Origin of the sequence: Stenotrophomonas maltophilia (genome assembly GCF_013464485.1) — a bacterium.
In the GTDB taxonomy this organism is placed as follows: Bacteria; Pseudomonadota; Gammaproteobacteria; order Xanthomonadales; family Xanthomonadaceae; genus Stenotrophomonas; species Stenotrophomonas maltophilia_AW.
In genome coordinates this window covers 61030-87271 of the sequence record NZ_RAUX01000026.1, presented here as the reverse complement: position 1 = coordinate 87271, position 26242 = coordinate 61030, and the positions used below count along the sequence as shown (strand labels likewise).

Annotated in this window: 22 protein-coding genes, 1 pseudogene and 1 riboswitch; of the genes and pseudogenes, 14 read left to right on the top strand and 9 right to left on the bottom strand. The window is 67.2% G+C overall.

Features of this window, described 5'->3' with window-relative positions; translation table 11 throughout:
• Nucleotides 1-2 precede the first annotated feature (2 nt).
• Nucleotides 3-404, top strand: a complete 402-nt coding sequence (locus D7Y61_RS11930; protein WP_180866418.1) for a c-type cytochrome — start codon at nt 3-5, stop codon at nt 402-404.
• Here D7Y61_RS11930 and D7Y61_RS11925 read toward each other — a convergent pair.
• Nucleotides 398-3997, bottom strand: coding sequence for an ATP-binding protein (locus tag D7Y61_RS11925; protein ID WP_180866417.1), 3600 nt, complete (start codon nt 3995-3997; stop codon nt 398-400). The genes D7Y61_RS11930 and D7Y61_RS11925 overlap by 7 nt on opposite strands.
• Nucleotides 3998-4072: 75 nt before the next feature.
• Between D7Y61_RS11925 and D7Y61_RS11920 the strand changes: the two genes are divergently transcribed.
• From D7Y61_RS11920 to pnuC, 5 genes are all read left to right on the top strand, one after another.
• On the top strand, nt 4073-4711 hold the full coding sequence (locus D7Y61_RS11920) for a response regulator transcription factor (RefSeq protein WP_180866416.1): 639 nt from the start codon (nt 4073-4075) through the stop codon (nt 4709-4711).
• Nucleotides 4712-4899: 188 nt separating this feature from the next.
• On the top strand, nt 4900-5307 hold the full coding sequence (locus D7Y61_RS11915) for a glycine zipper 2TM domain-containing protein (RefSeq protein WP_180866415.1): 408 nt from the start codon (nt 4900-4902) through the stop codon (nt 5305-5307).
• Nucleotides 5308-5435: 128 nt separating this feature from the next.
• The gene (locus D7Y61_RS11910) at nt 5436-6560 is read left to right on the top strand and encodes a phosphotransferase enzyme family protein (protein ID WP_180866414.1); all 1125 of its coding nucleotides are present in this window, start codon (nt 5436-5438) and stop codon (nt 6558-6560) included.
• A gap of 43 nt (nt 6561-6603) precedes the next feature.
• Nucleotides 6604-6699, top strand: a riboswitch (TPP riboswitch).
• Nucleotides 6700-6769: 70 nt separating this feature from the next.
• Nucleotides 6770-8959, top strand: a complete 2190-nt coding sequence (locus D7Y61_RS11905) for a TonB-dependent receptor (RefSeq protein ID WP_180866413.1) — start codon at nt 6770-6772, stop codon at nt 8957-8959.
• Between the two features lie 8 nt (nt 8960-8967).
• On the top strand, nt 8968-9537 hold the full coding sequence (pnuC, locus tag D7Y61_RS11900; RefSeq protein WP_180866412.1) for a nicotinamide riboside transporter PnuC: 570 nt from the start codon (nt 8968-8970) through the stop codon (nt 9535-9537).
• Between the two features lie 106 nt (nt 9538-9643).
• On the opposite strand, the gene D7Y61_RS11895 is transcribed toward pnuC, so the two are convergent.
• From D7Y61_RS11895 to D7Y61_RS11875, 5 genes are all read right to left on the bottom strand, one after another.
• Nucleotides 9644-10060 carry a hypothetical protein gene (locus tag D7Y61_RS11895; protein WP_180866411.1) on the bottom strand — a complete coding sequence of 139 codons (417 nt, stop codon included), beginning with the start codon at nt 10058-10060 and terminating at the stop codon, nt 9644-9646.
• Nucleotides 10061-10146: 86 nt separating this feature from the next.
• Nucleotides 10147-11121, bottom strand: coding sequence for a Dyp-type peroxidase (locus D7Y61_RS11890; protein ID WP_180866410.1), 975 nt, complete (start codon nt 11119-11121; stop codon nt 10147-10149).
• 121 nt (nt 11122-11242) lie between these two features.
• A complete protein-coding gene (locus D7Y61_RS11885) occupies nt 11243-11611 on the bottom strand; it encodes a VOC family protein (protein ID WP_180866409.1) in 369 nt (122 codons plus the stop codon).
• 67 nt (nt 11612-11678) lie between these two features.
• A complete protein-coding gene (locus D7Y61_RS11880) occupies nt 11679-12446 on the bottom strand; it encodes a helix-turn-helix transcriptional regulator (RefSeq protein ID WP_180866408.1) in 768 nt (255 codons plus the stop codon).
• Between the two features lie 125 nt (nt 12447-12571).
• Nucleotides 12572-13147: an Ax21 family protein gene (locus tag D7Y61_RS11875; protein WP_004134798.1), complete on the bottom strand. Its 576-nt coding sequence runs from the start codon at nt 13145-13147 to the stop codon at nt 12572-12574.
• Nucleotides 13148-13444: 297 nt separating this feature from the next.
• Here D7Y61_RS11875 and D7Y61_RS11870 point away from each other — a divergent pair, with 297 nt between their 5' ends.
• From D7Y61_RS11870 to D7Y61_RS11855, 4 genes and pseudogenes are all read left to right on the top strand, one after another.
• Nucleotides 13445-14377 (top strand): DUF2268 domain-containing putative Zn-dependent protease, encoded by a 933-nt coding sequence (locus D7Y61_RS11870; RefSeq protein WP_345776231.1) that lies wholly within the window; start codon nt 13445-13447, stop codon nt 14375-14377.
• 212 nt (nt 14378-14589) lie between these two features.
• Nucleotides 14590-14862 carry a hypothetical protein gene (locus D7Y61_RS11865; RefSeq protein WP_010487149.1) on the top strand — a complete coding sequence of 91 codons (273 nt, stop codon included), beginning with the start codon at nt 14590-14592 and terminating at the stop codon, nt 14860-14862.
• A gap of 157 nt (nt 14863-15019) precedes the next feature.
• Nucleotides 15020-15712: a hypothetical protein gene (locus tag D7Y61_RS11860; protein ID WP_180866406.1), complete on the top strand. Its 693-nt coding sequence runs from the start codon at nt 15020-15022 to the stop codon at nt 15710-15712.
• 591 nt (nt 15713-16303) lie between these two features.
• Nucleotides 16304-16677, top strand: a pseudogene (locus tag D7Y61_RS11855) (hypothetical protein).
• 30 nt (nt 16678-16707) lie between these two features.
• Here the strand turns inward: D7Y61_RS11855 and D7Y61_RS11850 are convergent.
• Both D7Y61_RS11850 and D7Y61_RS11845 read right to left on the bottom strand, forming a co-directional pair.
• On the bottom strand, nt 16708-17391 hold the full coding sequence (locus tag D7Y61_RS11850) for an Ivy family c-type lysozyme inhibitor (protein ID WP_180866405.1): 684 nt from the start codon (nt 17389-17391) through the stop codon (nt 16708-16710).
• A 124-nt stretch (nt 17392-17515) separates the two neighbouring features.
• The gene (locus tag D7Y61_RS11845) at nt 17516-23368 is read right to left on the bottom strand and encodes a putative Ig domain-containing protein (RefSeq protein ID WP_180866404.1); all 5853 of its coding nucleotides are present in this window, start codon (nt 23366-23368) and stop codon (nt 17516-17518) included.
• Between the two features lie 290 nt (nt 23369-23658).
• On the opposite strand from D7Y61_RS11845, the gene D7Y61_RS11840 reads away from it, so the two are divergent.
• From D7Y61_RS11840 to D7Y61_RS11825, 4 genes are read left to right on the top strand one after another with little or no spacing between them, the layout of a single operon-like run.
• Entirely contained in the window at nt 23659-24162 is a 504-nt protein-coding gene (locus D7Y61_RS11840) for a phage tail protein (protein ID WP_180866403.1), read from the top strand.
• Nucleotides 24163-24176: 14 nt separating this feature from the next.
• On the top strand, nt 24177-24707 hold the full coding sequence (locus D7Y61_RS11835) for a phage tail protein (RefSeq protein WP_180866402.1): 531 nt from the start codon (nt 24177-24179) through the stop codon (nt 24705-24707).
• A 31-nt stretch (nt 24708-24738) separates the two neighbouring features.
• Nucleotides 24739-25272, top strand: a complete 534-nt coding sequence (locus D7Y61_RS11830) for a phage tail protein (RefSeq protein WP_180866401.1) — start codon at nt 24739-24741, stop codon at nt 25270-25272.
• Nucleotides 25269-25826 carry a GNAT family N-acetyltransferase gene (locus D7Y61_RS11825; protein WP_180866400.1) on the top strand — a complete coding sequence of 186 codons (558 nt, stop codon included), beginning with the start codon at nt 25269-25271 and terminating at the stop codon, nt 25824-25826. The genes D7Y61_RS11830 and D7Y61_RS11825 overlap by 4 nt, the downstream gene beginning before the upstream one ends.
• Here the strand turns inward: D7Y61_RS11825 and D7Y61_RS11820 are convergent.
• Nucleotides 25819-26112, bottom strand: a complete 294-nt coding sequence (locus D7Y61_RS11820; RefSeq protein ID WP_180866399.1) for a DUF6916 family protein — start codon at nt 26110-26112, stop codon at nt 25819-25821. The two genes, D7Y61_RS11825 and D7Y61_RS11820, sit on opposite strands and share 8 nt — an antisense overlap.
• Between the last annotated feature and the right edge of the window lie 130 nt (nt 26113-26242).

The window sequence follows — 26242 nt, the reverse complement described above, 5'->3', positions numbered from 1 at the left end:
CCATGCGCGCTTTCTGCCTGCCCATCACCGTTGTCGTGGCCCTGGCGGCCACGGCCTGCCAGCGCCCGCCTGCAGCGCCCGCCACGCCGGAACAGGCGCACCAGCAGGCCATGCAACGCGCGTTCGAGTTGTGTGCCGGCTGCCACACCGTGCAGCCTGGCGGCATCCACCGCTTCGGCCCGAACCTGCACGGCGTGATCGGCCGTCGCGCCGGCAGCCTGCCCGACTACGGCTATTCCGACGGCATGCGCCGCGCCGACATCACCTGGTCCGCGCAGACCCTGGATGCGTTCCTGCAGTCGCCTACCCATGTGGTACCCGGCACCCGCATGTACAACGCTTTTCCCAGCGCCGAACGCCGTGCGCTGGTGATCGCCTACCTGCAGCAGCAGTCGGCTCAGTGAGCCAGGCGCTGCAGTTGCTGCTGCAGCCGCGCCACGAACGCCGCCACCGCCGCGAACAACGGCGCCGGATCGGTCTCGGCGGCATCCTGCAGGCGCTCGACCAGTGCATTGGCCTGCCCGGCCAGTGCCGTCGCCCCCACCGCACCCAGTCCACCTGCCTGGCGATGCAGGTGCAGCGCGGCGGCGGCGCGGTCGCCGGCCTGCAACGCGCCTTGCACGGCAGCCAGGTCACTTTCACTGGCCTGCAGCAGGCTGTCACGCAGCTGCTCGGCCACGACACGCGAGCCGAAGCGTTGCTGCAGGGCTGCCAGATCGGGCACAGCGTCGGCATCGTCGGCTACGCTCTCCGGTACCGGCGCCTCGAACACCTGTCCCTGCGCCTGCGGCAACCAGCGCAGCAGTGCCGCGCGCAGCGTGGCCAGTGACAACGGCTTGGCCAGCACTTCGTCCATCCCGGCTTCGCGGCAACGACGCGCATCGTCATCCAGCACGCTGGCGGTCAGCGCCAGCACGGTCAGCCGTGGCTGACCGGTGCGCCCCTCCCGCTCGCGCAGCAGGCGGGTGAAGGCAAAACCGTCCAGCACCGGCATCCGGCAATCGGTAATGACCAGATCGAAGTGCTCCGATGCCAGCCGATCCAGGCCCTGCTGGCCGTCCCCCACCAGCACATGCGGCACCCCCAGCTGCTGCAGGCGCCAGGCCATCATCGCCTGGTTGGTCGGATGGTCTTCGATCACCAGCACGCACGCCTGGCGCAGTGCCGCAGGCAGCAGCGCGGCCTGTTCCTGTTCGGCGGCCAACGCTTCCACGTCGCCGCTGCCCGCTTCCACCAGCGACAGCCGCACCTCGGCGCGGGTGCCCTCGCCCAGCGTGCTGTGCAGCGACAGATCGCCGTCCATCATCTGCACCAGGCGCTGGCTGATGCTCAGGCCCAGGCCGGTACCGCCGTGGTCGCGCTGGATGTAGGCACCGGCCTGGGTGAAGGGCGCGAACAGGTGCTGCAGCTGTTCCGGCGCGATACCGATGCCGGTGTCGGTGACGCTCAGGCACAGTGCTTGGCTGCCATCTTCGGCGGTCGGGCCCAGCACCTCCAGCTGCAGGCGCACCTCGCCCTGCGTGGTGAACTTGATGGCGTTGCTGAGCAGGTTGAAGACAATCTGGCGCAGGCGCACGCCGTCCACTTCATGCGCCGGTGCCAGCTGCGGATCGATCTGCACATGCAGGGCAAGGCCGCGTGCGCTGGCCTGTGCGGAAAGCAGGCGACACACACTTTCCAGCAGGGGCCGCAGCGGCTGCGGCACCGGCTCCAGGCGCATTGCGCCGGCTTCCAGCCGCGAGTAGTCGAGGATGTCGTCGAGGATCTGCCGCAGCATCTGCGCCGAGTCCTCGATCACTCCCAGGATGCGCTGCTGCTCGGCATCCAGCGGCGAATGTGCCAGCACTTCCAGCATGCCCAGCACGCCGCTCATCGGCGTGCGGATCTCATGGCTCATGGTGGCCAGGAAGCGCGATTTCGCCTCGGCGGCCTGTTCGGCCTCGGCTTTTGCCGTGGTCAGGGCATCGGCCTGTGCCCGGGCTTCGCTGGCGTCCACCCAGTAGCCACTCCAGGTCACTACGCCGGCCTCGGCGGCATAGGGTTGCGCCTGGGTACGCACCCAGCGCGGGCCTGCGCCATCGCCACGCAGGCGGAATTCCAGCACGAGCGGTGCGAACTGGTGCGCGGCCTGTTCGACGGCCTGCAGGATGCGGCCGCGATCATCCTCTTCAACACGTTCCAGAAGCATCCTGCCGTCCTGCTCGGCCTGTTGCCGGGTGATCCCGAACAGGGCCTGCAGGTCACCGGCAATGAACGGGAAGCTGAGTCTGCCATCGGCGTCGCGGCGGGCCTGGTACACCACAGCAGGCAGGTTGTCGGTCACTTCGGCCAGGCGCTGCTCCAGCTGGCGCCGCCCGGCCACTTCACGGCGCAGGCGCCAGTAGCCGATGCCATGCACCAGCAGCGCGGTCAGCAGCACCAGCAGCAGTGGCACGCCCCAGCGCAGCGCACTGCTCCAGTCGATGCCGTTGCGATACTCGACCGCCAGCCAGTCACCGCGCAGCGCCTCGCGCTCGCGTGCGGTCATCTGCAGCAGCAGCCGGTCGAAGGTGGTGGCCAGGGCGGCATGGCGGCGCTCCACCGCCAGCACCAGCTGGTCGTTGAAGCCCGCCGGCGCAGCCACCTGCAGGCGGCCCGGGAAGCGGTCGCGCAGCAGATGATCAACCACGGCCAGATTGCCCACGTAGGCGTCGGCCTCGCCATCGATCAGTCGCTGCAGCGCCTGTTCCGCACTGCGCGCGGCGATGATCCTGGCCTGTGGCGCCTGCTGCAGCACGTAGCCACGCACGCGCTCGGGATCAGAAAGCAGCACGCGCTTGCCCTGCAGGTCCGACAGGCCCAGCAGCGCCGCCCCGTCGTGGCGGCTGACGATTACGTTGGGCACGCTGATGAAGGGCTGGCTGAACACCCACTCCGGGCCCAGGTAGCGTGAATCGGCCGGAATGCCCATCACAGCCTGCACCTCGCCACGGCGCGCCTTCTCGCGCACCTCGAACCAGTCATGGCTGTTCTGCGGCTGCAGATTGGCACCGGCCTGCGTCAGCCGCTGCAGGTATTCGCTGGCCAGGCCACTGGGCCTGCCCTTCTCATCGGCGAACGACAGCGGCGCTGCGTTCGGTGCAAAACCGACCTTCAACGGCGTCTCCAGCACCCGCTGCTCGGCCTGGCTCAGTGCCAGCTGTGCCGATGCCGACCACTGTGGCGGAGGCAGCCAGCGCTGTGCCAACGCGTCGCGCTGGGCCTGGCTGGTCGCGGCCAGGGCGACATCCAGCGCTTCGGCCAACGGCTGCTTGCCGTTGGGAACCCCGAAATGCAGCCGCTCGGGAGGCAGATCACTGGGCCTCAGCAGCACCACACCCTGCAGACGCTCACGCGCAATCAGTTCGTTGGCGACATAGGCGTTGCCGATATAGACGTCAGCTTTGTCGTCTCTGACCATCTCCAATGCCGCAAGCGAGCTGTTTGCGACAAGCTGCCGCGCGCGCGGGAAACGCGCGCGCACCTGCGGACCGGTCAGGAAATCCTGCTCGATCACTACCCGCAGGCCATCCAGATCGGGGGTGTCGGAGGCACGCAGATCGTCCGGCCGCCCCACCAGGGCCAGCGGCGACTCGCCATAGGCGGCGGTGTAGACCATGCAACGGGTACGGTCGGCGCTCAGAGCGACGTTCATGACTACATCGATCTCGCCACGGCATGCCGCATCCAGCACGGACGTCCAATCGGGGTAGCGACGGGCTTCGACCTTCACACCCAGATGATGGGCAAGAAGCGACAGATAGTCCGGGCCCAGGCCGACCTGCTGGCCATCCCGGAGGAACTCAAACGGTGGCCAGCCGCTGTCATACTGGCCCACGACGATGCTCGGATGGGCGGCAAGGTACTCGCGCTGCGGGGGGCTGAGCGGCAGCAGCCCCGGCGCTGCCTGCGCCAAGGCCACTGGCGGCACCAGTGCGGCCAGCAGCAGGACCAGCCCGCGAACAGCCCAGCTACGCATCGGCGACGATCTCCTAGAATCCTGCCAGGGTCCGCGATGGTCGCGGTCCGGCCTGCCCGGTAGCCATACTAGAGCATGAGCTTGCGCATCATCATCGCAGACGACCACCCGGTGGTCCGTATCGGTACCCGCGCCGTCATCGAATCGAGCGGGGTCGGCCGCGTGGTGGGTGAGGCCGACAGCGCGCAGGCGCTGATGGCCCTGCTCGGCAGCCAGCCCTGCGACCTGCTGGTGACCGACTACTCCATGCCGGGCAGCCCACAGGCCGACGGCTTCGCCATGATCGGCATGATCCGCCGCCGCTACCCGGACCTGCCGGTGCTGATGCTCAGCGTCTCCAGCAACCTGGCAATCCTGCGCATGGTGCTCGACAGCGGTGTGCTCGGCCTGGTCGACAAGAGCTCGTCGATGGACGAACTGCCGCAGGCGATCCAGTCGGTCTACCGGGGCCAGCCCTACATCAGCCGCAGCCTGCGCGAGCGGGTTGAGGCCGCGGGCAGCTGGCGCATGCGCGAGGGCGATGGCAAGCCCCTGTCACCACGCGAAGTGGAAGTGCTGCGGCTGCTCGGCACCGGCATGACGGTGAAGGAAATCTCGCTGCAGCTGCACAAGAGCGTCAGCACCATCAGCCGCCAGAAGGGCGACGCCATGCTCAAGCTGGGCCTGAAGGGTGACGCCGAGCTGTTCGACTACCTGCGCGACGGCAAAATCTGAACCCCGTCCATCGGGCGAATGAACTTTCAGCCTTGCTTCATGCCGCCTGCCGCTAGATGAATGCGCAAGCCGCACGGTGGACCAGGCAATGTTCCGGCAATGTTGGAACGCCAGCGTGGACATCACGGCAGCCGGGGCGCCCGCGCCCTCCCTGCCCAGCGTGGCATGCACCTCACAGGAGAACGAACATGCTCAGTACTTCCACACTCAGCTTCCGTGGTCTGGCGATGGCCCTGGCACTGGTGGCCGGTGTTGCCGTGGTCAGCGATGCCAGCGCGATGTCGAGGAAGGACAAGCGCACCCTGGTCGGCGCCGTGGTCGGTGGCGTTGCCGGCAACCTGCTCTCCAACGGCGATCCTGCCGCCACCGTCGGTGGCGCCGTGGCTGGTGGTGCGATCGGCAACCTGACCACCTCCGACCGCCACGACCGTCGTTACTACGACAATCGCCGTTATGACAACCGCTACGACCGCCGCTACGATCGCGGCTACTACCGCAGCGGCTACTACGACCGCGGTGACGACCGCCGCTGGCAGCGCCAGCGCTACTACGACAACCGCTATTACCACGATCGCGGCCGCCATCGCGGCTGGTAGGCAGCGCGGCTGCATCACCGCAGCGGATGCAGGGACGGGCGGGTCGATGACCTGCCCGTTTGCGTTGGCCGCGGTCATGGCGTTGAATGCGCATCCTTGGATGTGACTTTCCCCTTTCGGGCTGCGGCATGACGTCTTCCTCCCACCGCGTGCAGGGCCTCAACAACGACGAGGTTGCTGCCGACTGGCCACCGATCAGCACGCAGGACATTGACTGGCTGCGCCAGCGCTACCCGCAGCTGGACGCGCGCAGCCGCCCCCGATGGCACAGCCCGCGGCCACTGTCGGCCGCCGCCATCGTCAACGGCGTGGACGGCGCGGTGTTCATCAAGCGTCATCACCACAGCGTGCGCAGCGCGGCGTGCCTGCAAGAGGAGCACCGCTTCATCGCCCATCTCGCCGCTGGCGGCGTGCCGGTGGTGCAGGTACTGCCGGCAACCGATGGCCACACCGCCATTGAACGCGGCGACTGGACCTTTGAACTGCACGCCGTCGGTGCCGGTGACGACCTGTACCGCGACGCCGTGTCGTGGTCGCTGCTGACCGATGTCGCACAGGCCCGCGAAGCGGGCCGCATGCTGGCCACGCTGCACCGCGCCGCCGCCAGCTACCACGCCCCACAGCGCAGCACCTACCTGCTGGTTGCGCGCGATGACCTGATCCGCGCCGACGATCCGATCGCGGCGATCAAGGCCGATCTGCCTTCACGCCCGGGGCTGGCCCGCTACCTCGCCCGCATTCCATGGGAAGCGCAGCTGCAACGCGACGTGCTGCCGTGGCATGCCGGCCTGGCCGCGCGGCTGCGCGACGAGCCACGGCTGTGGGCACACAACGACTGGCATGTTTCGAATCTGCTGTGGCACGAAGGGCAGGTCAGCACCGTGCTGGACTTCGGCCTGGCCTCGCCCACCAGTGCACTGTTCGACCTCGCCACCGCGATCGAGCGCAACGCGGTGGCGTGGCTGGAACTGGAGCGCGGCATGGAGGCGGTGCGCATCGATATCGCGCTGGCGCTGCTCGAGGGCTACCGCCAGCTGCTGCCGCTGTCGGCCGCCCGCGTGCACCTGCTGGCCGACCTGCTGCCGATGGTCCATTTCGACTTCGCACTGTCCGAAGTGGAGTACTTCGAAGGCATCACCGGCTCGACCGCGAATGCGGACGTGGCCTGGCAACCCTTCATGCTGGGCCATCCGATGTGGTTCCACAGCACCCCCGGAAAGGCACTGCTGCAGGCCCTGCACGCGGCAGCCTGAAGGACACCGGCTCGCAAATCCGTACCATTTGTAGTGAAATGGTCACCTGAAGCGGGGGTGCCTGGATCTGCCAGGCTGAGAGAGTCCCTTGGAACCTGATCCGGTTTGCACCGGCGTAGGGAGCTTTGAGCCGCAGCCACACCCCCGTCATGGGCCGGTGCACCTGCGCGCCGTCGCTTCGTCTCCCTTGTTGTCCGAAGACGAACCGAATGAACCGCTGCCTGCGCCCCACCCTGCTCTCCCTCGCCCTCTGCGCCGCGCTGCCGCTGCATGCCAGCGAGGCCGAGGCATCCCCCGATGCGGCTGCCACCGGCGCCGAACGCTCGCCAACTGAACTGGCAGCGGTGCGCGTGCAGGCCGGTAAACCGAAGACCGACACCTCCCACGTGAATGCCTTCGGTGGCGGCAGCTGGAAGGACACACCGGCCTCGGTGAACGTGCTCGAGCGCGATTACCTCGATCGCCGCCAGGTGCGTTCGCTGTCCGAACTGGCCAGCAGCGATGCCTCGCTGGGCGACGCCTATGCGCCGGTGGGCTACTACCAGAACATCGCCATCCGCGGCTTCGCGCTGGACGCGGCTACCGGCTACCGCTTCAACGGCCTGTCCATCGCCGGCGAGCAGCGCCTGGCGCTGGAGAACGTGCAGTCGGTTGAGATCCTGAAGGGCGAGGCCGGCCTGGCCGCAGGCGTGATGGCGCCGGGCGGCATCATCAACTACATCGGCAAGCGCCCGGCCGAAGTGCGCACCGCCACGCTCGGCACCGATTCGGAAGGTTCGCGCTACGTCGCCGTCGATGTCGGCCACTGGATCACCCCGCGCCTCGGCCTGCGCCTGAATGCCGCGTGGGATTCCAGCAATTCCTATGTCGAGCACGCCGATGGCCGTCGCAACTTCTACTCGCTGGCCGCCGACTGGCTGATCGGCGAACGCGGCAAGCTGGAGGTGGATGCCAACTACCAGACCAGCTCGCAGCGTTCGGTGTCCGGCTACCAGCTGCTGGGCGCACGCGACTTGCCGCGCGGCGTCGACCGCGAGCACCTGCTCGGCTACCAGCCATGGCAGCGCCCGGTGGATATCGCCAGCACCAACATCACCGCGCTGCACACCTACGATTTCAACGACGCCTGGCAGTCGCGCGTCTCGGTCGGCCACAGCCGTTCGGTGATCGATGACAATGTCGCCTTCGCCTACGGCTGCTACTACGCCGCGCAATGCGCCGATGGCAGCGTGCCGGGCAACTACTTCGCGCCCAACGGCGACTACGACATCTACGACTACCGCAGCCCGGATGACACCCGCCGCAACCAGCAGGCGCGTGCCGAACTGCGTGGCCGCTTCGAGACCGGCAGCGTCGGCCACCAGCTGACCCTCGGTGCCGACTACTTCCGCCGCACCGTGGACAAGCGCCCGAGCGTCAACGAGTACGTGGGCACCAGCAACATCCACGAAGCACCGGTGCCGGTGTTCGAGCCGTCGCCAAAGATGCCGGGCCCGTCCGCACACCGCCTGGACAGCCGCCAGACCGCGTTCTTCGCGCTGGACCGGATGAGCTTCGGTGACGACTGGCAGTGGCTGGCCGGTGGCCGCTTCGTGCGCCTCAATGAGCGCGCCTATGACAAGCGCGGCACTCCGCAGCGGCACAGCCGCCTGTCGCGCTTCCTGCCACAGACCGCGGTAGTGTGGAAGGCTACCGACCAGCTCAACGCCTACGCGAGCTACGTGCGCGGCATTTCACTGGGCCAGGAAGCGCCGTTCTGGACCAGCAACGCCGATACGTTCCTGCCGTCGGTGCAGTCGCGGCAGCTGGAGGTGGGCGTCAAGTACGTGCCGGTCGAGGCGCTGACCCTGGCTGCGGCCGTGTTCCGCATTTCGCAGCCGTACCAGTACGCCAAGCCGGACAACAGCGACGTGGGCTACACCTTCGTCGAGGAAGGCACGCAGACCCACACCGGCCTGGAACTGACCGCCAACGGCCAGCTGACAGACGCGCTGCAGATCGTGGCCAGCGCCAGCGTGCTGCAGGCGCGTGCGCGCGATACCGGCACGCCGGCCTACGAGGGCCACCAGCTGGTGAACGTGCCGAAGGTGCGCGCCAGCGTGCACGTGGCCTACGCACTGCCGTTCGTGCAGGGCCTGGACGTGACCGGTGGCTGGCGCTATGCCGGTGCCAACGTGGCCCGTGCCGATGGCGGCGTGCGCGCGCCCGACTACTCGGTGTTCGACGCCGGCCTGCGTTTCCAGCATCGCCTGAACGAGCGGTCGGTGACCTGGAACCTGTCGGTGGACAACGTGTTCAACCGCTTCTACTGGCGTGATACCGGCAGCAGCGGCGGTGACTACTACCTGTTCCCCGGCGCACCGCGACAGGCCCGCCTGTCGGTGACGTTCGCGCTGTGAGCGGGATCGTGCTCGAGTGGACCGCTGCACTGTGCAGCGTGCTCGGCGTCTGGCTGATGGCCCGGCGCCGCTTGTCGGCGTGGCCGGTGGGCCTGCTGTCGGTCACGCTGTACGGACTGGTGTTCGCCGAGGCCAAGCTGTACTCGGACACCCTGTTGCAGGTCGCCTTCGGCGGCTTCCTGGTCTACGGCTGGCTCAACTGGCGCCAGCACGCCGCCGATGAGGGCAGCATCCGCATCGTGCCGCTGGCGCGCGGCAAGCTGATGCGTGACCTGGCCATCGGCCTGTGCGGTGGCGTGGCGCTGGGAGCCGGCATGCACAGCTTCACCGACGCCGCGCTGCCGTGGCTGGACGCGATGCTGACCGCGCTGAGCCTGGTCGGCCAGTGGTGGCAGGCACGCCGCCACGTGGCCTGTTGGTGGGTGTGGATCGCGGTGGACGTGGTCTACGTGGGCGCGTACCTGTTCAAGTCGCTGCACGTGACTGCCGCGCTGTACGTGTTCTTCCTGGGCCTGGCCGTGTTCGGCCTGCGCGCATGGAGCGCGGCCGCGCGTGAACCACAGATGGCAACGCAGTAGAGCCAGGCCATGCGTGGCTGGGGCTTACCGGTAGTCGCCAACCTTGGTTGGCGCGCGTGCCGACCAGGGTCGGCATCTACCCAGCACATCAACGCATGGCGTGGATCTACCGGGTAAGCAGCAGGCCCAGCCGCAGCGGCTGGCGCATGTCCGCCGGCGGGGCTGCCTGCAAAGGTGCCGCCTGCAGCGTCGCGCGCAGGTCTGCGTCAACCTGGGCATCACCCAGGCTGTCGAATTCCAGCTTCGAGATGCGGCCATCCGCCGCGATCCACACGCTCACCGGCAGCGGCGTCGGTGCGTCCGGATGTGCCTGCAGCCATTCCAGCACGCGCTGCGCCTGCGGGTCCTGCTCCTGCTGCAGGCGCTGCTGCAACTGCCCCCCCACGGCGGCGGCATAGGCCATCCAGTGTGCAGGGGCTTCCTGCGCGGACGCCGCGGCGCTCCCCAGTGCCAGCGCACCGAACAACGCGGCCAGCGGCCGCCACCAGCGGCGTGCGTCGGTCCTGTTTCTGGTCTTGACCATCGCCTGCCTCCTGCACTCCCATCCAGCGCGCCATGGTCGGCGCCATAGATGACAGGCAGATGGCGGGCCGTGATGGCCCGGCGCGATCAATCGCCCAGGTCGGCCAGCACCTTGCGCGAGGGCGCGAAGAAGGTCACGCCGGTGGTGGCGGTGGAGAAATCCAAGATGCGGTCGTGCAGCGGCGCAGGATTGCCGATGAACATGCGCTCGAGCATCTTCTCGATGACCCACAGGCGGCGCGTGTAGCCGATGAAGTAGGTGCCGTACTCGCCACGGCCCGGATTGGCGAAGGGCATGTTGTCGCGCAGGATCTCGTGCTCGCCGTCGGCGTCTTCGATGGTGCACAAGGTCTTGTGCGACTTCTGCGCATCCGCCGGTGCGTCATCCAGCTCGATGTTGTCGTGCTTGGTGCGGCCGATGATGGCTTCCTGCGCCTCGGTCTTCTGTGCGCGCCACGCATCAAGGTTGTGCAGATATTTCTGCACCACCACGTAGCTGCCGCCGGCGTGGTCCGGATCCTCGTCGCCGACAATCGTGGCTTCCGGCAGCGACAGCCCTTCAGGGTTCGCAGTGCCATCGACGAAATCGAGCAGGTCGCGGCCATCGAAGTAGCGGAAGCCGGCCACGTCATCGACCGTCTCCACCGCATCGCCGTAGGCCATCAACAGGTTGCGCTCGAACGCCACGATCAGGTCCATCGTGCGTGCACGGATGTGGTACAGCAGGTCACCCGGGGTGGACACAGCGGTATGGGTCGCGCCCTTGATCTCGCGGAACGGCTTGAGCTCGCGCGGCGGCGTGGTGCCCACCAGCGGCTGCCACACGCGGTGGCCGATGGCCACGTTGCAGGTGAAGGTGCGCTCGATCTCGCGGATGGCGGTGTTCTTGATCAGGTCATCGGTGCTGGCCAGCACCTCGCGTGCCTTGGCGATCGACGCTTCGTCATCCTTCACCTTCAGCACCAGGAACGCCGCCGAATGGGTCAGCGGCGCGGTGATCTGCTGCGGCTCGTTGTCGAGCGTGTGATTGAGGGCGGTGATCGGTGCGGGCTGGGAGTTCACGGCGGTTCCTGCTGGCTTGAGGCGGGCGCATCGCGTGGCGATGTGCGGGCGATCATAGCGGAACCGCCTGACCGGGGACGGAGCGGTTCTCGTTCCGTCCACCAGCGAAGGTACGAAGACCTCAATCCACATCACTCCAGACCGCCAACTCGTAGCCATCCAGATCGCGGAACTGGAAGCGGCGGCCACCGGGGAACGCAAACGCCGCCTGCACTACCTGGCCACCGGCGGCGAGCACGCGCTGCTGGGCATCGGCAAGGTCCGCGCAGTAGAGGATCACCAGCGGACCACCCTGTGCGCGCACCGGCGCGTCGGCGGCGAATCCCCCTTTCAGGCGGCCGTCGTCGAACTCGGTGTAGGCCGGGCCATAGTCGGTGAAGTGCCAGCCGAACACCTCACCGTAGAAGCGTTTGCTGCGCGCGATGTCAGCGACGTTGAATTCGATGTTGTCGATGCAACGTTCGGCATCGTGGGTTGTTGCGGGATTCATGGCGTAGCTCCGTGGTGGGAGCCTAGTGTCGATCAATGCGGCACGGCGGTCTTGAACGAAACGGCCATCATTGGCCCCACTCCAGACGCAGTTCGCGTGCGGTCATGCCACTCAGCTCACGCGCCTCGCGACTGAGATGGGCCTGGTCGGCATAGCCGGTCTCGGCGGCCAGCATCGCCAGCGAGTGCTGCGGTTGCGCGCGGCTGTGGCGCAGGAAGCGTTGCAGGCGCAGGATCCGCTCCAGCGTCTTGGCCCCGTAGCCGAACTGCCACTGGCTGAAACGTCGCAGGCTGCGCGGGCTCAGGCTCAAGTGCGCCGCCAGCGTATCCAGCGTGGCGTCACTGGCGGCCAGCGCCCGGAACAGGACATGTGCACGCTGCGCCGGGGTATCGAGCGCGGACGCACCCATATGCTGCTGCAGGCAGTGCGCCATTCGCTGCAGGCGTTGCGCAGGTGCGGTGTCACCAATGGAGGCCGCCGCCTTGCTCGCCCACGCTCCCTTCAGATCAGCCAGCGGCACCGCCTGGCCGATGATCTCGGCCAAGGGCAGGCCCAGCGCCGCCAACGCCTGGCCGGGGCGGAAGCGCGCGCCCAGCACCTGCGCGCCCGGTGCCAACGCCGGGTGCGCGGCCACACGGTCCGGGCCAACCACGAACAACGCACCGTCGCGCCAGAGGATATCCACGCAGCCATCGGGCAGTACGGTGATGTGCCCATCGGTATCGGCAGGAAGCTGGCTCTGCCACAGCTGACCAAAGTGGCCGCGCAGCGGCGCAGGCGCCGGATGCTCCTGGTAGGCCGTGCCAGTACCTGCGAGGGGGGAAGGGTCGCCCATACCGCATTGTGGCGCCACAGGGCCCATAAAAGTGAAGCCCGGCGCGAGGCCGGGCTTCGGTTGGCGTGTGGGAGAGAGAGAGAGAGTCACACGCCAGCACAACACGCACTAACGACAGGCGTTTGTTACCAGGTGAAGCGCGGGCCCACGAACCACTCGCGGTCGCCGGCCTTGGCCAGCTTCACTTCGCCGCTCAGGCCCCAGTTCTGGTTGAACTTGGCGGTGGCGCCGACACGGCCGTAGAACTCGCCGTCCGGGTTGTAACCGTGCTTCTTGCTGAAATCTTCGTAGCCGGCCATCACGTAGCCTTCCACGTACGGGTTGAACGCGGTACGCACGCCCACTTCAGTGGAGTAGCCGTTGAAGTCCAGGCCGCGCTTCTCGTCGTACTTCTGGTACGCAACACGGGCCACCAGGTCGGTGTTCGGTGCGATGCCATAGTTGTAGCCGACACCCAGGCGCCACTGGTCGACGTCATTCTTGAACTTGTCGGTTTCCTGGGCGCTGTAGTCGCCGAAGACATGGAAGTTCGGGTGCACCGCAACGGAACCCTTCACCTTCCAGCCATCGGCGTCGCCGCCCTTGGCATCGGTGTTCACGTAGCCGCCTTCAACGTAGTTGTACGACAGGCCGTCGGTTGCCGATGCAGCGAACGGCAGGGCAGCCAGAAGACCCAGGGCAAGCAGCGAATTCTTGTTCATCGGGACACACCTTTAATTATTTTGGTTTCGTCGACCGCCTCCCGGGAGGGGGAGAGAGAGGAGGCGGTCGACAGGTGTGAATTATCCGTTAGGGGGTCTAATCGACCCTGAATATTGAACTGACTGGTATATAAATATGGTTCCCGTTCAGGGAACTCAGCGCGGGCCAGGTAGAACTCCAGCGCGACACCGGCGCGCTATCGTGGTCGTCTGTGCTTGGGGTTGGGGAACCTGATGAAGCCGTCATCCGTTGCATCGCACGTTGCGCCGCGCCGCCTCTTCGGACTCCTGCAGGTATTGCTGCCCTTGTTCCTGCTTGCTTCTACACTGCCCGCGCAAGCCGCCGCGCGCACGCCTGCCGCAGAACAGGTGGTCATCCAGACCGAGGATGTCACACGCTTCTTCGAGGTGCTCGATGCCAACCAGGGACGGCCGAGCGCGCAGGATCTGCAGCGCCACTACCTGGATCCGGGCAGCAATGCATTGCACGGTTTCACCGCAAGCCGCATCGGTTCGATGGAACGGTTGGCGCGCGCCATCCAGGACAGGCCGGCGTTGTTCGAGAAGGCACGCCGCTGCGCGACCGCCCTGCCCACCATCCGCACCCGCGTCGCCGATGCCCTCGGCCGGCTGGGTACGCTGCTGCCGGATGCACGGTTCCCAGCGGTGACGGTGCTGGTGGGCCGCGGCAACAGCGGCGGCGTCACTACGGCCACCGGCGTAGTCATCGGACTGGAAGCGCTGTGCAACGCCGACTGGATGCAGGCTGATGTGAGCGATCGCTTCGTGCACCTGATCGCCCATGAATATGTGCACATCCAGCAGCCGGGCGCGGAGACGGAGGTAGCACAGCCGACCCTGCTCTATCAGACGCTGCTGGAAGGAGGCGCCGAGTACGTGGCCGAGCTGATCTCCGGGCAGCCGGCCAACGCGCATCTGCGCCGCTGGACACAGGGCCGGGAATGCGCGTTGGAGCTTCAGTTCGCACAGGACAGCACCGGCACCGATCTTTCGCAATGGCTGTACAACGGCCCAGGCGATGAAGTGCGTCGCGGCGATCTTGGCTACTGGATCGGCTACCTCATTGCCGCTGCCTACGTTGCACGCGCCGCCGACAGACGCAGGGCCATTGCCACGCTGCTGGAGGTGCGTCCTGAAAGTGCGCCGGTACTGCTGGCCGCAAGTGAATGGCGTCCCGCATGTGCGCGGGTGGAAAACGCGAAGGGATGATGCCGCCTTCAGACTGATGAATTGGCCACATCGAGCAGGCACAAGGCCATCGCCACCCTGCACATCAGCTCGCCTGATCTCACTCGTTAAGCTTTGCTGACGAGCAGATTTCACAGCACATCCACGTCTTCCAATTCCAGCTGAAAGCGCTTGTCAGCGCGGGGAACAAACGCCGCTATATTCCAGCTTCCCCAGACGAAGGAGGGAGTGCAATGAACCTGAACCCGCAACACATGAAGACGGCCCGCGCACTTGCTGTAGCGCTCATCGCAACCGTCAGCCTTGGCGCCTGTGCCTCTTACAAGAACGAGTTCGCCACCATCAACTCGCGCCTCGACCAGCTCGATGTAAAGGTGCAGGGCGCCGCACAGAGCGCTGAATCCGCCAACCAGTCCGCACAGCAGGCCAACCAGCGTCTGGACCAGATCGAAGGTCGCGTGCAGCAGCTTGAAAGGGCACCGGCTGGCCGCAAGCCGCGCGGGTAACCGCTCCCTCACCGTTTGAACTGATCCATCTCTGTATCGGGAGCCAGTGGCCTTCGCCGGCCACTGGCCTCCCTCCACTCAAGATTGCATTGCAAGGAGCCGTCCCATTCGTACCTCCTCCTCCCCTGCACGCCGCGCCCTGCACGCCGCAATGGCCATGGCGCTGGCCATCGCGTGCAGTGGCGTAGCCAACGCAAAGGGCGCGAAGGACGACGCACCCGCACAAACGGTTTCGGCTGCGGATGAACTGCCGCCGGACCAGCACGTTTCCGAGACGGTGATTGAACTGGCCGGCTGGGTTGTCGCCAGCAAGGACAATCAGGGTTATCCGTTCGCCGTGATGGACAAGGCCGCAGCACAGGTCCTGGTGTTCGGCGGCGACGGCAAGCTGCGCGGCGCCGCCCCGGCGCTGTTCGGTTCGGCCGTCGGCGACCACTCTGCACCCGGCGTGGCCAAGCTCGCACTGAGCGCGATTCCGGGCCGCGACCGCACCACGCCCGCCGGCCGCTTCATCGGCGGTTACGGCCCCTCCGACGATGCCGGACGCGTGCTGTGGGTGGACTACGATTCGGCCGTCTCACTGCACCCGCTGCCGCCGGGCACGCCGAAAGAGAAGCGCGCCGAACGACTGGCCTCGCCCTCGCCGGACGACAACCGCGTCACCCACGGCTGCATCAATGTTTCCGCCGCGTTCTACGAGCAGATCGTGGCGTCCACGTTCCAGAAGGGGGGCGTGTTCTACATCCTGCCGGACAAGGATTCGATCGCGAAGACGTTCCCGGAGTTCGCGCAGAGCCGTGGTGATGTAAAGGACGAAGACGAAAAAGGCACGCGGCGCGCGAGCAAGTAAAACGCCCATCGGCGTACTGGAACTCAGGAAGCCGCGGGCCAAGGCGGCGTGCGCAGCCGTTCTACTGCGGCCCCCTGATGGCCTCACGTGTGAGGCATTCGCTGGCCAGCCAGGCTCCGCGGTGTCGGTGTCGGATCCGACGTGTCGCTGTCGCTATTGCCTTGGTGGTACAGCCGCATCCAGCACCCTCAACTTCGATCCATGTCGCATATTGCCAAACCCACTGCGGCCGTTGCGCCGCCTCATTCTGCGGCTACTTAACAGCATGCAAGAATGCTGAAAGCGTCTTCGTTCCAACGCCATTTGCAACTCTTCTGATTGGCGTTTCGCAGCGACAGCGGTACAGATGACGGGCCACCGGAAAAGGGTGGCCGGGCCTCGAAAACCCGTTAGATCACGAACGTTGTTTGCGCCGGCCGGCCGGCGTCACCCAGTGTGGCGCCGGTCGGCAATCCGTCTGCCGGCCATGGCGGGCGGAGCGTGGAGGCCCTGTGCCTGCCGGTCTGTTCGTGATCTCCCGGTTTTCGAGCCACGTCTCCGCCCGCCACCTTTGCGTGGCGGCTACCGTCTGTCCTGCACGGAGCACCTGCCATGAGCACACCTGAATCCTCCCGCCTGCGCGCGCAGTACGTGTCTGCCAACGCCGACGCGCCCTCGGAGGCACCGCACGCGCGCGATCCCCTCGGTTTCATCGCCACGCTCGACCGCATCGGCAAGGGTGCCGCCGCCGATGGCCACCCCTGGCCCGAGCGCCACCAGATGCCCGGCCGGCGCATGGGCTTGGGCGATGCCGACTGCGCCGTGGCGGGCCAGCGCGTCACCCTGGAACTGCTGTTGGCTGCCTCGGCGTCCGTCAGAACGGCGCCGAGGCCGAGTACGTGGGCGACCGCGTGCTGGAAGGGCTGGCCATGGCCTCGCTGGCGTTGAACGCACAGATCGGCACGCGGATGCGCCCGGAGGAGTAGCGCCGGAGCAACGTCCGGCGCTGCCATCGATCACTCGCAGGCGTCGCCTTCGTTCTTCAGCATCGCTTCGTCCAACGGCCGCTCGCGCTCGATCAGCGCGCGTTGTTCGGCACTCGGCTCGCCCAGCCACCAGACCTTGCAGCGCGCGGTCAGGCGCCCGACCATCTTCGTCTGCGTGGGCGAGTACAGCATCGCCAACGCAGTGCCGGGGCAGTCGTGGGCCTGGCAGGCGGTGTAGAACCACCAGGTCTCGCCCTGCAGCTGCATCGGCTGCCCCGGTGCGCTGGGGCCGCTGAGCAATCGCTTGCGCAGCGGCGGGATCTGCGTGTCGGAGGACTCGGCGTCCTGCGTGCCCTTCATCAGCGCATCGAACGCCGCCAGCACCTTCGGGTCCTTGCGGCCGCAGTCGTCCACGCTGTTGCCACCGACCAGGGTGAAGAAGTAGGTCGCCAGCGGATTGTCCGCGCAGGTCAGCTTGGCCTCTGCGGCCGGGGGCGGCTCGCTTTCCGGCTCGCCTTCGTTGTCCCACACCGAGGGGTCCACACCGTCTTCGATGGACGGCGCGCTCTCAACCGCAGTGGCGGTGGCGGCCGGTGCTTCGGCGGGCGCGGCGGCGGCCGCCGCAGGCGTCGTTCCGGTCGTCTTTTCCGGCGCCTGCCCGCAGGCGGCCAGCAGCGCCACCATCGAAGACATCGCAATCGTCTGAATCTTCATTCCCTGTCCTGTTCCATCCATCCGGTATCCGGAGCAGATACGCGTTGCGCACCCGCCGGAGACACGATTGTACGGATACCGGCCGCGTGCGGCGGCGACCGGCAGGCCGCCGCCGCTGTATCGATCAGGGCGGCAGCGTCTTCTGCACGCTGATCTGGATGCCCTGGTTGTCGCGGCTGCTACTGTCCAGCTGGTTCTGGTACTCGGCGCGCAGCGTCCAGCCCTTCAGCGTCTGCAGGCCGATGCCGGCGCCCAGCAGCGTGTGGTTGCGCGACTGGCGATCGAGCGTGGCGCGGTAGACCGGCCCGGACATCAGGTCCACATAGCGCATGAAGGCCTGGCTGGAGCCCTGCATGTCGTGGCCGAACTCGGCGCGCAGCTGTGGCGTCCACATGCCGTAGTCACGCTTCACCAGCCACTGTGCCAGCACACCAGCGGTGGCGGTGCTGGTGTTGACCGTCTGCCGCTGGTAGTCGAGTGCGTACACCTCGTCGCCATGTTCGCGGTAGCCATCCAGCGTGGCCCGTGCCAGATCCAGGCGGCCGTACGGGGTCAGCAGCAGTGCATCGCTGCGATGCTGGTAGCCGGTGGAGAACGAAGCGAACCACTGCGTACCATCGCGGCTGCCATGGGCGGTGTTGCCGTTGTCGGTGATGAAGCGGCGCGCGTCGAACTTCAGCCACTGGTAGCCCAGCAGGCCATCCACGTAGAACCCGCCTTCGGGATGGAAGCTGCCGTAGGTGGCCACGCTGTAGCCATCCACGGTACTGCGGCTGCCGTTGCGGCCGATGTCCGAGGCATCGTGGCCGTAGCCCAGTCCGGCACCGAGCGTCAGCGACGGACCGATCTGGCGGTCTGCACCCAGGCTGATGCCGGAGGTGGTGAAGTCGATGCCGTCGCTGCTGGCACCTGGCTTGAGCTTGCCGAAGTTCACCGCGCCGCCGGTCCAGAAAGCGAATCCATCGGACGGTGTGGCGGCAGGCGTTGCGTCGCCCTGCACTGCGGGCGCTTCGATCATCGACAGCCCTTCACCGCTGGCACCGATGCCCTTGCGCAGCAGATCATCCTGCTGTGTGCGGCGCTGGCTGCTGGCCGAGCTGAAGGTGATGCCATTGCTGAAGCCGGCGCTACCGCCACCGGCGCGCAGGCTTTCCAGGCGGCGCTGGAAGTTGTTGATCTGGCCGATCGCCATGCGCCGTGCACCTTCGGCCTGGGCTTCCAGCACGCCCAGCACTTCGGCATCACGCGAGGGATCGCTGCGCGGCTTCACCATCACATCGACCGTGCCCGGTGCCGAGGTGGCGTAGGCATTGCTGAGCGTATAGGTGATGCGCACCGCACCACCGAACGTCGCCGCCGAGGTGAAGGCCAACGTGTAGCCGGCGCCGCTGGCAGTGATGGTGGCGTTGCCCGCATCCGCCGGCGACACCGAAACCACCGCAGCGGCGGTGAACGGACCACCACGCGCGGTGGACGTCAGATCGACCTTGACCTCGCGCCCGGCAATGGCAGTGGCGGTCAGCGCCGACGCCACCGGCCGTGGGTTGACGGTCACGCTGATCCGCGCCGGTGCCGACGCACCGAACGGATTGCTGAGCGTGTACTCGAAGTCCACCACGCCGGAAGCATCGGCGTCAGCGCTGTAGACGATGCTGGCGCCCTGCACCACCGCCGTGCCGGACGAGGGTGCGCGGCTGATGGTCACCGCAGTGAACGGCCCATTGATCGCCCCGGCCTCGGCCTGCACGGTCACCGACTGCCCGGCCAGCACCGTGGCACTCTGCGCCGCTGCCACCGGCACCGCCAGCGGCGTCACGCTGATGCTGACCGTAGCCGGCGCAGAAGTGCCCCCTGGACCGGTTGCGGTGTAGGTGAAGCTGTCGTTGCCGAAGAAGTTGCTGCCCGGCGTATACGCCACGTTGAGTCCGTTCACCGTGGCCGTGCCGTGCGAAGGCGCCTGCGCAATGGCGATGCTGGTGATCGGGCCGGTGTCGTTGGCGGTGACGTCGATGCTGGCCGGTGCATTGGCCGGCGTGGTTGCTGCATCGTTCACCACCACCGGTACCGGCTGGTTGATGGCCACTGTGAACGGCTGGCTGCCGGTGAAGCCGAAGCTGTCGGTGGCGGTGAGGGTAAAGCTGTAGCTGCCCGGTGCGGTGGGTGTGCCGCTGAGCACGCCGGCACTGCTGAGCGCGATGCCCGGCGGCAATGCGCCTGCGCTGACGCTGTAGGTGAAGCTGCCGCTGCCGCCGCCTGCACTGACGGTCTGGCTGTAGGCCACGGCTACCTGTCCGCCCGGCAACGTGGTCTGCACGAACACGATGGCCGGTGCGTTGACGGTCACGGTGTAGGCCTGGCTGCCGGTGAAGCCAAAGCCATCGGTGGCGCGCACGGTGAAACTGTAGCTGCCGGTGGTGGTCGGCGTACCGCTGATCACGCCGGCGCTGCTCAAGGCGATGCCCGGCGGCAACGTGCCGGTGGTCAGGCTGTAGGTGTAGCCGCCATTGCCGCCGCTGGCGCTGAGCGGCTGGCTGTAGGCGATGCTGCCGGTGGCGGCGGGCAACGTCGCCGGCGTGATGGTGATCGTCGGCGCGGCCACGCTGAAGGCGTAGGCCTGGCTGCCGGTGAAGCCGACGCTGTCGGTGGCGGTGACGGTGAAGTTGAAGTTGCCGGAGATGGTGGGGGTGCCGCTGAGGTTGCCGGCACTGCTCAACGCGATGCCCGGCGGCAGTGCACCCGCCGACAGACTGTAGGTGTAGCTGGCCACACCTCCGTTCGCGGTGAGCGCCTGGCTGTAGGCCACGCCGCCCGAGCCGCCCGGCAGCGTCGTCGGGGCCAGCGTGATGGTCGGTGCGTTGACCACCAGGGAATAGCTGCGGCTGCCGGTGAAGCCATTGCCATCGGTGGCCTGCACGGTGAAGGTGAAGGTGCCGGCCACGGTTGGCGTACCCGACAGCACGCCTGCGCTGCTGAAGCTCATGCCGACCGGCAGCGCGCCACTGGTCAGGCTGAAGGTGTAGGTGCCGTTGCCCCCGCTGGCCGTTATCGCCTGCGAGTAGGCCACGCCACCGGTCGCCGCTGGCAGCGTGGTTGGATCGACCACGACGGTCGGTGCCGACACCGACAGTGTGTAGTTGTTGACGATGAAGAACGGTGCGCCGGTGCCGGTGGTGCTGTCGCTCGCTCTCACACTGAAGTTGAAGGTACCCGCCTGCGTGGGCGTGCCGCTGAGCATGCCGGCCGGCGAGAACGACAGTCCATTCGGCAGGGTGCCGGTGAGCTGGTAGCTGTAGCCCGGGTTGCCACCACTGGCGACGAAGGTGGTGCTGTACGGCGTACCCGCGGTGGTGCCTGCCACCGTGCTCGGCGCCAGTGACAGCACCGGCGCGCCGACCGCGCCGCTGTAGGCCTGGCTGCCGGTGAAGCCACCGCCGTCGGTGGCGGTCACGGTGAAGTTGTACGGGCCGGCCTGGGTGGGCGTACCGCTCAATTCACCTGTTGCAGCGTTGAGGCTGAGGCCGACCGGTACCTGCCCCGCGCTGACGGCATAGGTGAAGGTGGTTGGCTGGCCGGAGCTGGCGGTGATGGTCTGGCTGTAGGCAACCCCCGCCAGCGGCGGCGGCAGGCTTGCCGGCAATACCGTGATGGTGGGTGCGGCGATGGACAGGACGTAGTTCTGGGTTCGCCTGAAGGGCGCGCCGGTACCGGTGGTGCTGTCGGTGACGCGCACCGAGAAGGTGAAAAGACCGGACACCGTCGGCGAGCCGGACAGCGTACCGGTGGGTGACAGGGTCACCCCGTTGGGCAGTGCACCGGCGCTGATGTCAAAGGTGTACGGCGCGGTGCCATTGCCCGCGCTGAAGGGCACGTTCAACGGTGCGCCGGCCGTGCCGGAGAGGGCACCTGCCGTCGGCGTCAGCGTCAGCGACGGCGCAGTCACGTTGAGGGTGTAGGGCTGGCTGCCGGTGTAGGGGCCGCTGCCTCCACTGCTGTCGGTGGCGGTGATCGTCAGCGGGAACGTGCCCGCAGCCGTCGCCGTACCGCTGATCACGCCTGCAGCGGACAGGGACACGCCCGGCGGCAAGGCGCCTGCGGTAACCGCATAGGTGTAGGCACCGCTACCGCCGGCAGCGGTCAGGTTCTGGTTGTAGGCGACGCCGGCACTCACCGTTGGCAGCGTGGGCGGGGTGATCGTGATCGTCGGTGCATTCACCGTCAGCAGCAGCGGGCCACTGGTGGCGCTGACCGGTCCGCTGCCACCACTGTTGTCGGTCACGGTGACCGTGAAGTTGAAGCTGCCGCCCGCGCTCGGCGTGCCGGACAGGGTGCCGTTGCTGGCCAGAGTGATGCCCAGCGGCAGACTGCCCGATGCAATCGCGTAGGTGTACGGCGCGACGCCTCCGCTGACGCTGGCCAGCGACTGGCTGTAGGCCACGCCGACTGTCGCCGTCGGCGGGTTGGTCGGTGCATAGGTGAGCGTTGCTGCGGCAATGGTCAGCGTCAGCGGGCCACTGGTGGCGCTGAACGGCCCGGTGCCGGTGCTGCTGTCGGTGGCGCGTACGGTGAAGTTGAAGGTGCCGTTGGCGCTGGCCGTGCCGGACAGCGTGCCATTGCTGGCCAGGGTGATGCCCGGCGGCAGGCTGCCGCTGGTGATCACATAGGTGTACGGCGCAGTGCCGCCGCTGGCGCCGGCCAGCGACTGGCTGTAGGCCACCCCGACCGTGCCGGCTGCCGGGCTGGACGGTGCGTAGCTGATGGTGGCCGGCGACACGGTGATGGTGACGGTGGCCGGCGCCGAGGTGCCGCCGGCGTTGGTGGCGGTGTAGGTGAAGCTGTCCGGCCCGGAATAGCTGGCGGTGGGCGTGTAGCTGATGGTGGTGCCGCTGGCGGTGGCCGTGCCGTGCGTGGCCTGGGCAGCGACCGCGACCGAGGTGGCCGCGCCGCCGGACAGGCTCAGGGTGATCGGGTTGTTGCTGCTGCCGTGGGCCACGGTGGCGCTGACCGCGCCGGCCACCGGCGGCACCACGTTCTGCACGTTGATCGACAGGTTGGCTGGCGCGAAGAACGGCGTAGGCGTGCTGCTGTCGGTGACGCGCACGGTGAAACTGGTCAGCCCCAACGCCGTGGGCATGCCGCTGATGGTGCCGTTGCCGGCCAGTACCAGGCCCGGCGGCAGGCTGGTACCGGCGTCGAGGGAGTAGGTGTAGGGCCCATTGCCGCCGCTGGCCGCCAGCGCGAAGGTGTATGGCGAATTGATGACTGCCGGGGTCGGCGTGTTGGTGACGGTGATGGTCGGTGCTGCCACCGTGATCGAGTAGCTTGCCGTACCGGTGAGCGGCGTTCCCGCCGTGCTGTCGCTCGCAGTAACCGAGAAGGCGAAGGTGCCCTGCGCGGTCGGCGTGCCGGACAGGCTGCCGCTGCTGCTCAGCGTCATGCCGTTCGGCAACGTGCCGGGGGGGACCGTGTAGGTATAGGGCGCGACGCCACCGCTGGCGCTGAAGGAGGCACCGGCGTAGGGCGTGCCGACCGTCGCCGGGGGTACCGTGGCCGGCAGGATCGTGATCGGCGAGGCAGCGGCCTGGATGTGCACCGTGACCAGCACGTTGTTGGTGCCGGTACCGTCGTCGAAGGCGAAGGTGTCGGTGGTCGATCCGTTGCCACTGTGGGCATAGGAGATTCTCGAGGCGGCGTGGCTGGTGACGGTGGCCGTGCCATTGCTGGCCGGCGTCGTCACGCTGCCGATACCGAAGCCTGCAACGCCCTGGCAGCTGGACGCATCGATGGTGATGGTGCTGCCGGCGGCCATCGGCGCGCCTGCACTGGCATTGACCGGCGTGAAGGTTGTACAGGCCGCGCGCGCGATATCAGGCAGGGCGAGCGAGATGCCCAGCAGCAGCATCGCCCCCAGGTGGCCCCAGAAACGGCGGACGAGCCCATAGCGCATCGCGTCGCGATGCATCGACTCTGCGTGCCACATGTTGTGCCCCCTGCATGCCCGCCTTCCCGACGGGCGCTGCGCCGTTTGGCGCGAGTGAGAAAACCGCCGTGGCTCCCGCACCGGCAACCGCGGTTCCTGACCTCCCCACCCTGCAGGCTCCCTGGCCCTGCCTGGCGGTCCTGCCCCCCTTTAATCCCTGCATCCCTTGGGCGGGCAGCGCGATATTCTTGCCCACAGATACCGGCACTTGTCAACACCAAGGATAATGCGCCAGAGTTACTTGCCGGCCGGGGGCTGAGTGCCGGCGCCTATCCCAGGGGGAATATCGTATGTCGGAACCCTTTCTCGGGCAGATAATGCCCGTGGCGTTCAACTTCGCGCCCAGGTACTTCGCATTCTGCAATGGCCAGGTGTTGCCCATCGCACAGAACCAGGCGCTCTTTTCGCTGCTGGGCACATCCTACGGCGGCAACGGCACCACCAATTTCCAGCTTCCGGACCTGCGTGGCCGCACGCCCCGGGGATCCACCAACGGCAGCAACATGGGCGAACAAGGCGGCCTGGAGAACGTCACCCTGATTGCCGCGCAGATTCCCGAGCACACGCACGTTTTCGGCGGCACCACCGGTAACGGTACGACGCGCATTCCGCAGGGCAATGTGCTGCTTGGCAAAACCGGAACGCAGAATGTCTACGGCGCGTCCAGCGGCGCACAGGTGCCCTTGAACGTGCTCGATGCCAGCGGCCAGACGCAGCCACATGCGAACCTGCAGCCGTACCTGGCCATCAACTTCTGCATCGCACTCCGGGGAATCTTCCCCTCGCGCAACTGACCGGAGTTTCTGCCATGTCACAACCCTTTGTTGGCGAGGTCCGTCTGTTCCCCTACAACTTCGCGCCGGTGGGCTGGTTCGACTGTGATGGCCGATTGCTGCCCATTTCAGAATACGAAGTGTTGTTCACCCTGCTCGGTACCACCTACGGCGGCGATGGTGTTTCCACCTTCGGCCTGCCCAATCTGTGTGGACGGGTACCCATCCACCAGGGCACCGGCGTCGGCCTCGGTACCTATGTCCTGGGCCAGGCAGCCGGCAGCGAATCGGTCACCCTGATCAACACGCAGCTGCCCGCGCATACCCACGCGTTCAATGCGGTGAACACCGCAGCCAGTTCACCGGCGCCCGGGCCGACATTGCAGCTCGGCGCAGTCAGCGGCGACACGCTGTACACCGACAGCACCAGCGGCCTGGGCAGTGGCAACCTGGCGCCTGCATCGGTGAGCGCCGTTGGCGGCAACCAGCCACACGACAACACCATGCCCTCGCTGGTCGCCCGCTACTGCATCGCATGGGCCGGCGTCTTCCCGTCGCAAGGCTGACGATCATCGACCGCCTATCAGGACCCACACCATGAGCGATCCCTTTACCGGCGAAATCCAGATGTTCGGCTTCAACTTCGCCCCTTACAACTGGGCGATGTGCCAGGGGCAGCTGATGCCCATCCAGCAGAACACCGCATTGTTCTCATTGCTGGGAACCACCTTCGGCGGCAACGGCAGCAGCAACTACCAGCTGCCGAACTACACCAACAACATCGCATGCGGCCAGGGCGCGGGCCCCGCCCTGACCCCGCGCGCCATGGGCGAGACCTTCGGCAGCGACAGCGTCACGCTGCTGTTCAGCGAGATGCCCAACCACACCCATGGCGCACGCATCTACAACCAGCCCGATACCGCGCACCGCAGTGGCGTGCCGGCCAGCGGCAATGCATTGATCACACCGGAGTCGAGCCCGATCCTGGCGGCGACACCGACGGTTACCAGCACCTTCCCGCTCACCACGGTGGGCGCTGCGGGAGGGAGCCAACCCCATGAGAACCGGCAACCGTATCTCACCCTGAACTTCTGCATCTGCCTGTCCGGCGTGTTTCCGCAGCGGCCGTGACCGTGAACGCGACGCTGGCCTTTCCCCTGCAGCGGGCAGCCTGGCTGCCTGCAGCGGGGGAGGGCCTTCCGGCAGGCATCAGCGTGCGCGAAGCACAGGACGGTGACCTGCCCTTCCTGCAGCAGCTCTATGCCGAGTCACGCGCAGCCGAGCTGGCCAACGTGCCGTGGCCGGATGCGCTGCGACAGGCGTTCCTCGACAACCAGTTCGCGCTGCAGCACCTGCACTACACCCGGCACTACCAGCCCGCGCATTACCTGCTGGTGGAGCAGTGCGGCAAGCCGATCGGGCGCCTGTACCTGCACTGCGACGAGCACGAGGCCACCCTCATCGATATCGCCCTGCTGGATGCCGTACGCGGCCGTGGCATCGGCTCGGCACTGGTGCGCTGGGTGCAATGCATGGCGCGCGCCGTGCAACTGCACAGTGTCGTGCTGCATGTCGCCTGGGAGAATCTGGCAGCGCGCAGGCTCTACGAACGCCTCGCGTTCCGCACCGAGGGGGATACCGGCAGCCACCTGCGGATGCGCTGGGTGGCCACGGCTGTCAGTTGAACAGCGCCTGGTAGATGAAGCCGGTTCGATCGCGTGCGATCGGTACCAGGAATATGCCGAATTCACCGAGGCCGTCGTGGCGCATGGTGTAAGTGCGCTGTGGGAACAGCACGGCCGATTCATTGCGGAACAGCAGCGAGAACGGCGCGCGCATCTGGCCGGTCAGGCGCTGATCGGGCAGCGGTGCGGCCTCGACGAGCACGAACGGTACGCCGGTATTCTCGATATCGGCACTGAAGGTTTCGTTGAGATGACCTGCGAACTGGTCCAGCTGGAAAAAGTGCATGCGTCCCCTCCCCCGGTTGTCAGCGAGCATGCCGAAGCGGCCGCACGCTTTCAATGGGGCCAGCGCCAACGCCTGGCGGGCGCGGATGGGGGATACTCGCCGTTCCATTCACCGGCGCACCAAAGGACGG